13 protein-coding genes are annotated in these 13,656 nt (G+C 62.0%); 5 read left to right on the top strand and 8 right to left on the bottom strand.

The window, feature by feature from the left end; translation table 11 throughout:
- Window positions 1-82 precede the first annotated feature (82 nt).
- Window positions 83-631, bottom strand: a complete 549-nt coding sequence (locus PPN31114_RS23195) for an RNA 2'-phosphotransferase (RefSeq protein ID WP_174988418.1) — start codon at window positions 629-631, stop codon at window positions 83-85.
- Complete coding sequence (locus tag PPN31114_RS23190; RefSeq protein ID WP_217426983.1) at window positions 624-983, bottom strand: hypothetical protein; 360 nt, start codon at window positions 981-983, stop codon at window positions 624-626. The genes PPN31114_RS23195 and PPN31114_RS23190 overlap by 8 nt, the downstream gene beginning before the upstream one ends.
- Window positions 984-1,425: 442 nt before the next feature.
- On the opposite strand from PPN31114_RS23190, the gene PPN31114_RS26265 reads away from it, so the two are divergent.
- From PPN31114_RS26265 to PPN31114_RS23175, 5 genes are all read left to right on the top strand, one after another.
- Window positions 1,426-1,596, top strand: coding sequence for a hypothetical protein (locus PPN31114_RS26265; protein WP_174988415.1), 171 nt, complete (start codon window positions 1,426-1,428; stop codon window positions 1,594-1,596).
- A 332-nt stretch (window positions 1,597-1,928) separates the two neighbouring features.
- Window positions 1,929-2,069 carry a hypothetical protein gene (locus PPN31114_RS26260; RefSeq protein ID WP_174988412.1) on the top strand — a complete coding sequence of 47 codons (141 nt, stop codon included), beginning with the start codon at window positions 1,929-1,931 and terminating at the stop codon, window positions 2,067-2,069.
- A gap of 461 nt (window positions 2,070-2,530) precedes the next feature.
- Window positions 2,531-3,727 (top strand): cytochrome P450 family protein, encoded by a 1,197-nt coding sequence (locus PPN31114_RS23185; protein WP_150681886.1) that lies wholly within the window; start codon window positions 2,531-2,533, stop codon window positions 3,725-3,727.
- Window positions 3,728-3,919: 192 nt separating this feature from the next.
- Window positions 3,920-5,308, top strand: coding sequence for an MFS transporter (locus PPN31114_RS23180; RefSeq protein ID WP_150681885.1), 1,389 nt, complete (start codon window positions 3,920-3,922; stop codon window positions 5,306-5,308).
- Window positions 5,309-5,417: 109 nt separating this feature from the next.
- Window positions 5,418-6,671, top strand: coding sequence for an Hsp70 family protein (locus PPN31114_RS23175; protein ID WP_150681982.1), 1,254 nt, complete (start codon window positions 5,418-5,420; stop codon window positions 6,669-6,671).
- A gap of 98 nt (window positions 6,672-6,769) precedes the next feature.
- Here the strand turns inward: PPN31114_RS23175 and PPN31114_RS23170 are convergent, their stop codons facing one another.
- From PPN31114_RS23170 to pgl, 6 genes are all read right to left on the bottom strand, one after another.
- A complete protein-coding gene (locus PPN31114_RS23170) occupies window positions 6,770-8,146 on the bottom strand; it encodes a GntT/GntP/DsdX family permease (protein WP_150681884.1) in 1,377 nt (458 codons plus the stop codon).
- 193 nt (window positions 8,147-8,339) lie between these two features.
- Entirely contained in the window at window positions 8,340-9,839 is a 1,500-nt protein-coding gene (locus PPN31114_RS23165) for an AMP nucleosidase (RefSeq protein ID WP_150681883.1), read from the bottom strand.
- Window positions 9,840-9,990: 151 nt separating this feature from the next.
- The gene (locus PPN31114_RS23160) at window positions 9,991-10,200 is read right to left on the bottom strand and encodes a dodecin (RefSeq protein WP_150681882.1); all 210 of its coding nucleotides are present in this window, start codon (window positions 10,198-10,200) and stop codon (window positions 9,991-9,993) included.
- Window positions 10,201-10,344: 144 nt separating this feature from the next.
- Window positions 10,345-10,926 (bottom strand): MarR family winged helix-turn-helix transcriptional regulator, encoded by a 582-nt coding sequence (locus PPN31114_RS23155; RefSeq protein ID WP_174988409.1) that lies wholly within the window; start codon window positions 10,924-10,926, stop codon window positions 10,345-10,347.
- Window positions 10,927-11,073: 147 nt separating this feature from the next.
- Window positions 11,074-12,945, bottom strand: a complete 1,872-nt coding sequence (locus PPN31114_RS23150; protein ID WP_174988406.1) for a bifunctional transcriptional regulator/glucokinase — start codon at window positions 12,943-12,945, stop codon at window positions 11,074-11,076.
- Window positions 12,923-13,600, bottom strand: a complete 678-nt coding sequence (gene pgl, locus PPN31114_RS23145; protein WP_150681880.1) for a 6-phosphogluconolactonase — start codon at window positions 13,598-13,600, stop codon at window positions 12,923-12,925. The genes PPN31114_RS23150 and pgl overlap by 23 nt, the downstream gene beginning before the upstream one ends.
- Between the last annotated feature and the right edge of the window lie 56 nt (window positions 13,601-13,656).

The raw sequence follows: 13,656 nt of genomic DNA, 5'->3' as shown, positions 1-13,656 counted from the left end.
CCGGATCTCACCATACTTCATTGCAAATTGAACAGTGCAATCGCGCAGTGCAGACCCAATATTCGCTATGAACGCCGGAAATTCAACCGATGAATTTGGCCGGAATAGTGTCCGCAAGCCAAACGTGGTCATTACCTCGGTAAAACGCCACTCCTGCCTCATGTGCGCTCGCAGCATTCACGACCAAAAGTACTGGATTGGGTGCCTTTCGGCGTCCAACTTCGTTAGCCGTATCGACGTCGACCGAGAGGTGCACGTACTGCCGACCCATCGGTCGCAATGCATCACCTTTAATTAGCATGGCCGCAGATGGGGACGTCCCGTGATACAAAAATTCAGGAGGATCAGCTCGTTCCCTCGATAACATCTTAGGCACCGAGTGTCCATAAAGTGCGCGAATCTTCTTTTCTCGCACCTCATGCCGCTTTTTCTCCGAACGAGAAATCATCTCAGCAATGTCAGACTCGTCAATCGAAGACCACTCCACTTTCACGGTACGGAGTGCCGCCAATAGTTCATCAACGGGGACCCACCCCGCATCGTCAAGCTCTAGCTCATAGACCCAAGGCTCATGCCGCAAAATCCGTGTCACAACTTTACTTAGCACGGTGAAATCCAACGCCTTAATCATCGTAGTCTTTCGCTTCTTCTTTCGCAGCAGCTAACCAACCTAGAAATGACGGGTAGCTTTCCCGTACCTCCCAACCTGGACCGGCGAAGTCATGAATAATCTGTACCGCCCCCGGGGCCTTTACATCCCAGCAAGCTACATCATCTGTATCCAAGCGACGAGCAAACGGCACAAGGTCATGAACAGGATATCGCGACTTTAGTCCGTTATGCCTCATGCGAAGCCGCTCTCCGTTCAGAATTTGCCATGGGCCGATGTCGTACAATCCCTCGTCTATGGCTTGAAGGAAATCCTCCGGGTATGAAAACCAGGACGGCAATTCCTCAGGCGTTAGCAACTCAATCTTCTTCAAAACTCACTTCCTTCTAAAGATGATCGGTATAGAAATAATTTTTTAAATTATATCTTCCTAATTCTGATTCTTTTCTTCACAGCATCACCGTAGGTAACCGGAACCGCTCTCTTCCTACCAATGAAGCGATCAATATAAAGCCAATAATTTGGTAATGGATCAGCGCATTTAAAGACACTCGGTTGAATATTTACCCCAACTCTCTGCGCGGAAAGTACTCGCGCATTATCAAGCGTTGCAAGTAATCCATCGGGCATTCGAACCACGTCGACTAGACGCTGCGACTCAACCAAAAATCCATTTGCACGCATGCTACCAACAAGTCTAGGGATCGTCGCGCCCTGCTGTTTTACCGTAGTCTGAGTGAAGCGAATGGTGTTTGGGTTCAATTCAACCAACCCTAATTCCCCGGGGAGACGTCGCCTCTACAAGGGGGAATGCGATGCCTGATCACGACGAACAATTGCGCAATTCGCCCGCCACGCCAGCCGACCAGTCGCACGACGAATTGCGCTCAAGCACCACCGCGTGGCTCCGCCGCGCGATGGACGGAATCAAGGAAATGTACGAGAACGAGGCCGCGCGTCAAGAGGTGGCGCGGAGGATTTTTTGACGGCCGCGCTTCACGCCGGCACTGACTGTGAAGGGCGCAATCGGATGGCTGCGGCGCAACTGGACACCACATCAGTGGCAATTGCGTTGAAGAACGTCCTGAACAAATGTGCCCGGCTTTGAAGTTTCCCAGGCAGCTCGTCGAATCCACGATCTGTCTCCACTCAATACGTCACCGCATCGATGCGCAAGCCCTGCGGCATAGACCCTCACGGAGGCCGCAAGGCGCTCCTCTGCTGTCACCGGGTTGCCATAGTGCATCCGATCCGCTGCAGTAAATCTCTCCATAATCAGGGGCCTCAGCATAAACGCTGCGAGCAGTTGTCCACGATCATGTTCAAGGTAAGAGACATCGAGCGCCTCTCGGTCGGCCACAAAGCGCAAAGCGAAGCTTTCGCCTACCAAAAGGGCTTCCAGGGCGTCTACCTCAACGGCTCGCAACTCATACTCATCCAGTACTTGCCGAAGTTCTGACATCAGCATGGATGTTAAATTCTCCGCAGTCGTAGCTCCCATTAACGCCCCATCTGCTTGCCAAGAGGGTCATTTCCGACCCCATTTTGACGAAGGTAAAAATACTCTTTTCCGAAACCCCACAGCTCAAGTTTTCCGGGGTAGGGTCAATCGATAAAACGTTCGAAACATCATGGTTCAAATGGTATTCGGAGACCGCCAACAGCCTTAGTGCGGATGCGACCATGTTCGAGGCACTGCCCGTTCGATCCTTTTCTGGCGATGAGGCGTTCTCCCTGAGTTGCGCGAGCCCCTTCAATCTCACATCCCGAATAATCGCGATTTTATTCTCTAAATTTGGCATTTTTCATCGTTTGCGAATGACCTCGTGAAGCCGTCGCGACATTTCACTTCGCGATGAAGCGTATTCTTACGCATCAGCACAAGATATCGGCAATTCAATACCATTCATGAGATCAGGTATGCCCTTATCCCTCGAATCGAGACAGTCGGCACCAACGCTGCCAGCCAACGCCCTGGCTGCCGTCACCCACCCCGATCCCTATCCGTATTACCGCGCACTGGCCGAACAGCGGCCGTTCGATTTCGACGCCTCGCTGGGTATGTGGGTCGCCGCAGGGCCGGGGGCGCTTACCGAGGTGCTTAACCATCCCGCCTTAGGTGTGCGCCCGGCAGGTGCACGTGTTCCCGCTGCGCTCGCCTCCGGTGCGGCGGGCGCGTGGTTCGGGCAATTGGTTCGCATGAACGACGGTGCGGGACATTCCACGCTCAAACCCTGGCTTGCGTCGCAACTCGCGACACTGAGCGTCGATAGGTCTGCGCTCGCGCATGCCAGCGCCGCCGCACTGTCCGACGCACGGCGAATCGCCGAAACGCTCGATGACTACGTATTCCGTCAGCCGGTCTACGCACTCGCGGCGTGGCTCGGGGTTCCAGAATCGGAATGGCACGACGTATTCGCGAACACCCATGCGCTCGTTGCTGCGATGGCAGAATCCGCACGACCTGCGCCCAATACCGATGTCATTGCCCTAGGCCATGACGCGGCGACAACCCTAACCGACCTCGCCCATCATTGGCTCGCACGCGATAACGCTTCCGACACATGGCTGCGACGCGTCGGCAACCTCGCCGCGCATGACGGCACCCTCGCCCCACACGCCCTGACCGCCAATATCGCGGGCCTGTTCACGCAAACCCACGACGCCTGTGCCGGGCTCGTCGCCAATGCACTTCGTCGGCTCGCACGTGCCGACGCCTCGACAGCGATGGCCCCTGCGCCGCAAACGCCACCAGCACCGGCGCATCTCTCGACCGCCATCGCCGCCGTGAGCGACATCATTCGATTCGATCCGCCCGTTCAGAACACGCGACGCTTCCTGCACACCCCCGCCGTTATCTGCGAACGCCAACTCGCACGTGGCGACGTGGTGCTCGTCGTACTCGCCGTCGCCCCGCCTCCGGTGAATCCCGACGACACCGCTTGGACGTTTGGCCAAGGGCAGCACGGGTGTCCGGGGCGGTCGCCCGCCAGCACCATTGCAGCCTTCGGCGTGCAGACGATACTCGCCATCGCGCCAGACCTTGTCGCACAGGCCGATGGCACCGGCTATCACCCGCTCGCCAATGCCCGGATCGCTCGCTTTCAGCGGGGCTAGATTCATTGTTTTATCTGATGGAATTTGCATTCCATCAGATAAAACACACTGCCGAACGCGACGCGCCTTTATCTATAAGGCTCCCCGGGCCGCCGACGCCCCTTTCCCCAATTTCGGGCACGATGGCGCTTTCGCCGGGCGCGTCCCCCGCTTTACCCGACGCGACGGCCGTCTCGCCCCCTCGCTGCTCTCATGTCAGAAAACTATGCCGACGGCATGCCCATGCCCGCCCGGGTCTGGGCCATCGCGACCGTCATGCTCGCCATTTCGCTGTCGGTGCTCGACAGCGCCATTGCCAACGTCGCCCTGCCAACCATCGCGCGCGACCTCAACGCCAGCCCCGCCACCTCGATCTGGATCGTCAACGCGTATCAACTCGCCATCACCATTTCGCTGCTGCCACTCGCCGCACTCGGTGAAATCGTCGGCTATCGGCGCGTCTATACGGTTGGGCTAGCGCTGTTCACGCTGGCGTCGCTCGCCTGCGCACTCTCCGATTCGCTCGTCACCCTCACGCTCGCGCGCGTCGCTCAAGGCTTCGGCGCGGCTGGCATCATGAGCGTGAACAGCGCGCTCGTGAAGATGATTTACCCCCGCGCTTGGTTCGGGCGCGGCGTCGCCCTCAATTCGCTGATCGTCGCGGTCTCCTCTGCGGCCGGACCGACGCTCGCCGCTGGCATTCTCTCGATCGCGCACTGGCCGTGGCTCTTCGCCATCAATGTGCCGCTCGGCATCATCGCGCTGGGCATCGCCATGCGCTCGCTGCCCGACAGCATCCGCGCGTCCCACGCTTTCGACTGGACCGGCGCGCTGCTCAGCGCCCTCACCTTCGGGCTGCTGATCTCGGGCATCGACTCGTTCGGCCACGGACAGGAACGCTGGCTCGTGGCCGTCGAGCTCGTCGCCGCGGTCATCATCGGCACGATCTTCGTCCGGCGTCAGCGCACGCAGCCTGTGCCGCTCCTGCCTGTCGACTTGCTGCGCATTCCGATCTTCGGCCTGTCGATCTGCACGTCCATGGCGTCGTTCTGCGCGCAAATGCTCGCCTACGTCGCGCTGCCCTTCTATTTGCAAGATTCGCTCGGCTTCGACCACGTACAGACCGGCCTGCTGATGACCGCCTGGCCGCTTACCATTGCCGTCGTCGCCCCGCTCGCCGGACGCCTGCTCGAACACTACAAACCCGGCCTGCTCGGTGCGATCGGCATGACGGCGTTCGCGCTCGGTTTGCTAGCGCTGGCCATGCTGCCCGCACAACCCCAGTCGTGGGACATCGTCTGGCGCATGGCGCTGTGCGGCTTCGGCTTCGGGCTCTTCCAGTCGCCTAATAACTACGCGATGCTCACCGCCGCCCCCGCCCATCGCAGCGGTGGCGCCAGCGGCATGCTGGGCACGGCCCGGCTGACCGGACAGACGACGGGTGCGGCACTTGTCGCGCTGATTTTCAGCGTGGCACCGCAGGGGTACGGCACGCGGGCGTCGCTTTACGTCGCGGCAGCGTTCGCTGCGGTGGCCGCCGTGGTCAGCAGCTTGCGCACGCTGCCCGCCGCGCAGCCGCCGGCCAAGGCGTCGCATGGGTAACGCGTTGAGCGCGCCGCCTGTGGATATCTTGGGACACTAAATTTGGCCGGCCGCCCGGCCGTGCTACACTGCCGACCTTTTACGGCTCGCCTGCATGAGCCGCAATGCCATGAGTTTCTGCGCCATCGATTTCGGCACTTCGAATTCAGCCGTCGCGATTCGCGACGGTGCCGCTATGCGCCTGGTCGAGCTCGAAGCCGGCTACGGCACGCTGCCGACGGCCGTGTTCTTCAACGCCGACGAAGGTGGCCGCGCCACGTTCGGCCGCCAGGCCGTCGCTGACTATATCGACGGCTACGACGGGCGCCTGATGCGCTCGCTCAAAAGCCTGCTCGGCTCCTCCCTCATCGAAAGCACCACCGATCTCGGCAACGGCTCGGCGATGCGCTATATCGACATCATCGGCACGTTCTTGCGCCACCTGCGCACGCACGCCGTCAAATCCGACGGCAGCGACCTGCGCCAAGTGGTGATGGGCCGCCCGGTGTTCTTCGTCGACGACGATCCGAAGGCCGATACCGCCGCACAACGCTCGCTCGAACAAAGCGCTCGCGACGTGGGCTTCCAAGACGTCCATTTCCAGTTCGAACCGATTGCTGCCGCCTTCGATTACGAATCGCGGCTCACGGAAGAGCAACAAGTGCTCGTGGTGGACATCGGCGGCGGTACGTCGGACTTCTCGCTCGTGCGCGTCGGCCCCGATCGCGCCCGCCGTCTCGAACGCAAAGATGATGTGCTCGCCCACCACGGCGTGCACATTGCCGGGACGGACTTCGACCGCCGTATCGAACTCGCGACGATTCTGCGCGAACTCGGCTACAAAGCCCTCGGCCCGGACGGCAAGGAAGTCCCCAACCGTATCTACTTCGATCTGGCCACGTGGCACCTGATCAACACGGTCTACACGCCGAAGCGCGCCGGTGAACTGGCGCTGACCGCGCATCTGTATGCCGACCCGGTGCACCATCGCCGCCTGATGCGCACGGTGGAGCAACGCCTTGGCCACGCGCTGGTTGGGCATGCGGAAGACGCGAAGATTGCAGTGGCCGCTGGTGGCGACACGCGCATCGACCTCGCCGTCATCGAGCGCGAACTCGGTGTAGCGTTCTCGGAAACCGGGCTGGTCGACGCTGTGAGCGACGAGATCGCCAGCATTACGGCCGGTGCAGTGCATACCGCATCGCTTGCGGGGTTGCGCGCCGAAGACGTCGATGCGCTGTACTTCACGGGTGGCTCGACCGGCTTGCGTTGCTTGTCCGGGGCGATGTGCGCGGCCTTCCCCAACGCGACGCCGGTCTTCGGCGATCGCCTCGCCAGCGTGGCGCTCGGTCTCGGCATTCACGCGAAGCGGGTGTTCTCTTAAACCGTTCCGCAGCGATAGCGTAAAAAGAAAAGCGCGCGACCTCACGGTCAGCGCGCTTTTTTATTGCCCGCCGCGTCACGACGACGCGGTCGCAGACATCACACCAAAATCTGCCAAAGCAGCAGCGTCATCACCAGCCCCACGACGGAGACGATGGTCTGCAACACGGACCAAACCCATAGCGTTTCTTTGAGCTTCAGGCCGAAGTATTCGCGCACCATCCAAAAACCCGCGTCGTTGACGTGGCAGAAGAACACCGACCCCGCCCCAATCGCCAACGCAATCAGCGAGCCCTGTACCGGCGGCAGATGCATCACCAGCGGTGCCACGATGCCAGCAGTGGTCGTCGTGGCCACCGTTGCCGAACCCGTCGCCTGACGCAGCGCCACCGCGATCAGCCATGCCAGCAGAATTAGCGGCATATGCGTGCCGACTGCCACCTTGCCGATGGTCGTCGCAATGCCTGCCGTCACCAGCGCTTGCTTCAAACCACCGCCCGCGCCAATGGTCAGCAACAAACCCGCAATCGGCGGCAATGCGCGGCGCAATGTTTCTCCCACGCGGGCGCGCGGCAAACCGCGTCCCCAGCCGAGCACGACAATGGCGACCACGACTGTCAACGCCAGCGCGATGATCGGTTCGCCAAGGAAATCCAACGCTTCGAAGATCGGCGTCTCGGGCGTCAACGCCACTTTCGCCAGCGTGCGTCCCAGCATCAACACCACAGGCAGCAAGATCACCAACAGCGCCGCGGCAAACGGCGGCGGTGCGATATCGTCATCGCGTTTGGTGAAAAGATCGCCCAGTTGCTGCGGCGCCTCCACATGCAGTCGCGGCGCAAGCCACATGCCATACAGCGGCCCCGCGAGAATCACCGCCGGAATCGCAATCAACAGCCCCAGCCCCATCGTCATGCCGAGATCGGCATGCAGTGCCGACACAGCAATCAGCGGGCCCGGATGCGGCGGCACCAGCGCGTGCAGCGTGGTCATGCCCGCGAGCGCCGGAATGGCCACGCGCAGAATCGGCGTATTCGCACGGCGCGCCATCACGAAGATGATCGGCACCATCATCACGAGGCCCACTTCGAAGAACAACGGCAAGCCGATGATCATGGCCACTACCGCCATCATCCACGGCAACGCGCGGCCTTTGGCGAAGGTGAGCAACACAGTGACGATGCGGTCAGCCGCGCCGGTGTCCGCCATCAACGCACCGAGCATGGCCCCTAGCGCGATGATCATGCCCGCATCGCCCAGAATGCCGCCCGCGCCCTTGCTGAAGGCACTCGCGACGGCATCGAGCGGCAAACCCGCCCCTAGCCCCGCGATGAACGTGCCGAGCAGAATCGACAGGAACGGCGAGAGTTTGAGCGCGCTGATGAAAAGAATGATGGCGACGAGGCCGACGAGGCAGGACAGCAATAGACGCGTGTCGTGCGCTGCCCAGGGCACGACGTGGTTGACTAGCTCCACGATGATCCTTGATGACGAGAAACAAAAACACCGGCCCAACGCACGCGGGGAAGCGGCGTCGATCCGGTGTGCGCAGGCATTGTGCTACTGCTGGCGGCCGCTTGCACACAAGGGCCGCAACGCCCCGTGACACGGGGCAGGCGGGGTGCGGCGGCAAGTTTCAAGTGTCGAAACATCGCCGCCGCCGGGTGCGTTACTGGAATGCGACTTCGTTAAAACTGCGGAGTTTGCGGCTGTGCAAACGGTCCAGACCGTTATCGCGCAGCAACTCCATGGCCTTCACGCCAATTTTCAAATGCTGGTCCACACGCTCGCGATAGAACCGGTCAGCCATACCCGGCAACTTCAACTCGCCGTGCAGCGGCTTGTCGCTCACACAAAGCAGCGTGCCGTACGGCACACGGAAGCGGAAACCGTTGGCGGCGATAGTTGCACTCTCCATATCGAGCGCAATCGCGCGGCTCTGGCTCATGCGCTGCACCGGCTCGCGGTGATCGCGCAGTTCCCAGTTGCGGTTGTCGACGGTCACCACCGTACCCGTGCGCATCACGCGCTTGAGTTCGAAGTCATCCAGTTGCGTCACGTCGGCCACGGCGCGCTCCAGCGCCACTTGCACTTCAGCGAGTGGGGGCACCGGCACCCACAGCGGCAGATCGTCGTCGAGCACGTGATCTTCACGCACATAGCCGTGCGCCAAGCAGTAGTCGCCAAGCCGCTGCGAGTTACGTAGGCCCGCGCAGTGGCCGAGCATCACCCACGCATGCGGGCGCAACACGGCAATGTGATCGGTAATGGTCTTGGCATTGGACGGGCCGACACCGATGTTCACCATCGTGATGCCGGTGTTGTCCGCACGCACGAGGTGATACGCAGGCATTTGCGGCAGCCGCGGCGGCGGCGTGCCCTCAGAATCGCGCGGCGCAATGTTCTGGTTCCAGTGGATGACATTGCCCGGTTCGACAAACGCTACGTACTGGCTGCGGTACTCGCGCAGCGCAGGGTCGTCGGTCGCGCTCATCAACTCGCGGCCCAGTTCGACAAACTCGTCGATGTAGAACTGGTAGTTGGTGAACAGCACGTAATTCTGGAAATTCTCGGGCGACGTGGCCGTGTAGTGACGCAGCCGGTGCAGCGAGTAGTCGACGCGCGGTGCCGTGAACAAGGCCAGCGGCAGAATTTCGTCGGGCAACGGGTCGCGCGTGCCGTTGACGATGCTGTCGTCCATGGTGGCGAGATCGGGCACATCGAACACGGTGCGCATGGCCCGCAGGTGCGACTGATCGAGATCGCCTTCGAGATACACGCCATCGCGATAGGCAAAGTGCACCGGAATCGGCTCGTCGGAGACGCCAACTTCGAACGCTACGCCGTGGTTGTGTGCAAGGCGGCGCAACTGCTCGATGTAGTAGTTCTCGAAGAGATCGGGGCGGGTGACCGTCGTCTGATAGCTGCCCGGGCCCGACACGAAGCCGTAGGACAGGCGCTTGTCGAGCTGGGTGATGTCTTCGGTGGTGATGCGAATGAACGGATAGTGCGCGCTCACGCGGCGCGCCGACTCTTTCTCCGTGGAAAATCGTTCGAATGCCGCGCGCAGATATGCGGTGTTGGCGTCGTAGATCGTCTTCAGGTAGGCGACCGCTTCCACCGGGTCAGAGATCGATCGGGTGGCGTGGACCGGTTCTTGTTCGGACATGCGCAAACCTCTTCTGTCTTTTTCGTGATGTCGAGTATGCGCCTATTGTGACACGACTGTATGACGCTCGCGGCACGGCGTTTTGGGCCGCTTTGCCTGCGATTTAGCCCTTTAGCCGCCTGCCGCGAACGCCCTCCCAGCGTGGGCCCCGTCAGTCCTCCAGACGCATGCCGACCTTGAGCGTCACCTGCCAGTGCGCGACCTTGCCGTCTTCGATGTGGCCACGCGTCTCCGTGATTTCGAACCAGTTCAGATTGCGCAAGGTCTTGCTCGCACGCTCGATGGCCCCTTTGACGGCGTCGTCGATAGACTTCGTGGACGAGCCGGTGAGTTCGATCTGCTTATAGACATGCTGCGTCATGACTGCCTCCCAAGAGGTGGTTGGAGTAAAACGTGTGAAAACGTCATAAACCGTCATAAATCGTCAGTAACGCCTCACCCTACGCGCATGCCCTGCGCGCAGCAAGTCGGGGTTGTCCGACATCGGTGTGGGGAGTGTCTTGCGTCAGGCTCGGGGGGAATCGGCGGCCGGGTTGTCGTCGTCGATGTCGCCGTCGCTGTGGTCAGCACGCGCATCGCCCGCGGCGTCGTGCGGATTGTCTTGGGCATCGAGTCCACGCAGCGCCGCCGGTACGACCGTATCGAGCGGCTTGGGCACCACGCTCGAGAGATTGCGGCGCACTTTTTGCAGCAACTGCATGAGTTGCACGGTCTCGAACGCGGTCAACCCGCTCAGCGCCTCGTTGCGCACTACGTCGGAAAGCGCGCGCGCCACGGTCAACTGCTCGACCGCGGCTCGGGTGACGTACAGACGGTTTAGGCGCGGGTCACGCGCATCGGGGCGGCGGCGCACCCAGCCAGCCTCTTCCATGCGTTCGAGCGAACGCGCGAGGCTCTGCGGCGGCACTTCGAGAATATCGGCCAGCACAGTCTGGCTCACGCCGCGATTGTCGGCGAGATACACCAGCAGGCGGCACTGCGCGCGCGTCATCGGCAGCGTGCGCTGGGCAAACTGCTCGAAGCGGCGCCCGTACAGACGTTGAACGTCTGCGACGAGAAAGCCGAAACGTTGGGCGGAATCGGTCATTTTCATAGGCCGCATTATGATAAACATGTTTACGTTTATCAAGCGACCAAAGAATTACGTCGGACTCCTTGCCTGACGTCGCCAGTGGTCACCGGCAGCTCATGTCGCGCGTTATGTCCCGGGTTATGTCCCGCGTTGTGTCCCGATTTATGCCGCCGCTTCGTTCGGGCCGTCTTGCCCGCTGCCGTGGCCGAGCCAGTCGAGCGCGCCCTCCCCGGCCGTCTGCGCCCCCGGGCCTGCGCGCCTTATCGCCACCCCGACTGCCAGCACGTCGATGGCCGCCAGATGCAAAATGCGCGCGATCATCGTCACATGCGCGCCCATCGTCTCGACGTGATCATTGGGCAGCACCAGCGTGGCCTTGCGCGCGAGTGGCGAATTGCGCGACGTCAGCGCGATGACCTGCGCACCGCGTCCGATCGCGATATCCACGGCACGGTTCAAATCGGTCGAGCGGCCCGATGCCGAGATCGCCACCACCACATCGCCTTCGCTCAACAAGCCCGCCGACGCCTGCAACAGATAGGGGTCGCCGTAAGCAATGGTGGGCATACCGAAACGGAAGAACTTGTAGTGGGCGTCCTGCGCAATCACGCCCGAATTGCCCAGCCCGTAAAACTCGATGCGGCGAGCACCGTCGAGCAGCGACACCGCCGCCTCGACGGTTTTCGCATCGAGATGCTCGCGCAATTGCAGAATCGACGAAACGGTGTTGTCGAGCACTTTGGCGCTGAATTCCGCCGCCGTGTCGCCCACGTGCACTTGCCCGTGGCGCACCGGCAGCGTGCCCGTGAGCGCACCGGCCAGCTTGAGCTTGAAATCCGACAACCCCTGGCACCCCAGCTTGCGGCAGAACCGAATCACCGTCGGCTGACTCACACGCGCCAGCCGCGCAATCTCGGACACCGGCTCGGCAAGCAGCGCGCGCGGCTGCTTTAGCGTGAGTTCTGCGACGCGTTGCTCCGCCGGGCTCAGACGGTCGCGCAGGCGGTGCAACCGATCGATCAGCGCGCCCGCCCCGGTGGCGTGGGTGCCCAATTGCTCGGCCAGAATTGCGGACGTGCCGAGAAACGCCGGGTGATCGGCGGTTATGACGAACGTCGGAATCTTCTTTAGATACGCCTCGAAACGCCCCTTGGCCTCGAAGCGAGCCCGGAACGGCGAGTCTTCGAACAGCTTGCCCAGCTTCGGAATCACGCCGCCGCCCAGATACACGCCACCGACGGCCCCCAGCGACACGGCGACATTACCCGCCAGCGTGCCGAGCATGGCGCAGAAGCAATCGACCGTCTCGCGCGCAAGGGCATCGCCGGCTTGCGCGAGTTTCACGATATCGGGCGTCTCGAGCGGCTTGACCTGCTGCTTGGCGCGCAAGGCTAACGCCTGATAGACCAGCGCCATGCCGGGCCCGGCGACGAGCCGCTCGAACGAAACATGCTCGAAGTGCTGCCACGCGTAACGCAACACGTCGACCTCGCGCTCGTCCGCCGGAGAAAACGTGGTGTGGCCGCCTTCGCTGCCGAGCGCAATCCATCGATCGCCTGCGGGAATCAGACCCGACACGCCCACGCCGGTGCCCGGCCCGAGCAGGCCAAGTACGCCATTGGGCCGCGGCTCGCCGCCGCCGACTTGATGCTTCTGCGCATCGGACAGGTACGGCAATGCCATCGCCAGCGCCGTGAAGTCGTTCACGACGAGCAACGTCTCGAACCGCAGCGCACGGCGCGTGGCTTCGATCGAGAAGTGCCAATCGCGATTGGTCATCTGGATTTCGTCGCCTTCGATCGGATTGGCAATCGCGATCGCCGCATGGCGCACGGGCTCCGCGTGATCGGCCTCATCGAGATAGGCGCGAATGACTTCCGGCACCCCGGCATAGTCGTCGCAAGCGTAATCGCGAATCTCGACCAGATCGCCCGGCGCGATTTCCAATGCAAAACGGGCATTGGTGCCGCCAATGTCGGCGAGCAGCCGCGGGCCGCTCACATGCGGGGGGTTATTCCTCACTCCAGAAGACATCGATCTTGACTCCTTCACGGTGAATCAGCCGGGAGATGGCGTTGTCCTGCGGCTGCGCCTGCGCGGCTTCGAGTACAGCGCGCTTGGCCTTGCCCTGAATCTGCAACAGCAGTCGGTCGCTCGCGGCGAGCGCCGACAGCGACCACGACACGCGCGTATAAGGCGCCTGCTGCGGCTGCACGAGAACGAACTTTTCCTGCGTCGTGATGGCCTCGTGCCATTGCGGGGCGTCGGCAAAGAGCGACGCCGTGTGGCCGTCTTCTCCCATCCCGAGCACACAGACTTGCGGCACGCCATGCGTCCACGTGTCGTTGAGCGTGCGCACTTGCAGTTTGGCGTCGGCAGAGGTATCCACGAGCGGCAGCCACTGCGCCCCCGTGGCCCCCGGCAGCAACGTCTCGCCAATCAACCGGGCGTTGCTGTCGGCGTGCGTATCGGGCAGCCAGCGATCGTCGACGAGGGTGATGTTGATGTCGCGCCACGCGACGGGCAGGCGCGCGAGTTGCGCTAGAAACGGCTTGGGGCTGGTGCCGCCCGACAGCGCAAGCAGCACACGCGGACGAATCGTCAGCGCTTCGTCCAACCCGGCCACGACGGCATTGGCCAGCGCATAGGTCTGCGCTTCGCGGGTCGGAAAAGTCCGCCAGTGGATCATGTTGTGTGTCTCCTTCGGCTCGGGGGCGTTCGGGCCGGGTCGGTCCGGACTGCTGC

It is taken from the genome of Pandoraea pneumonica (assembly GCF_902459645.1).
Taxonomy (GTDB): domain Bacteria; phylum Pseudomonadota; class Gammaproteobacteria; order Burkholderiales; family Burkholderiaceae; genus Pandoraea; species Pandoraea pneumonica.
Note: the sequence above shows the minus strand (reverse complement) of the source record. Positions and strands in the feature narration are given on the sequence as shown.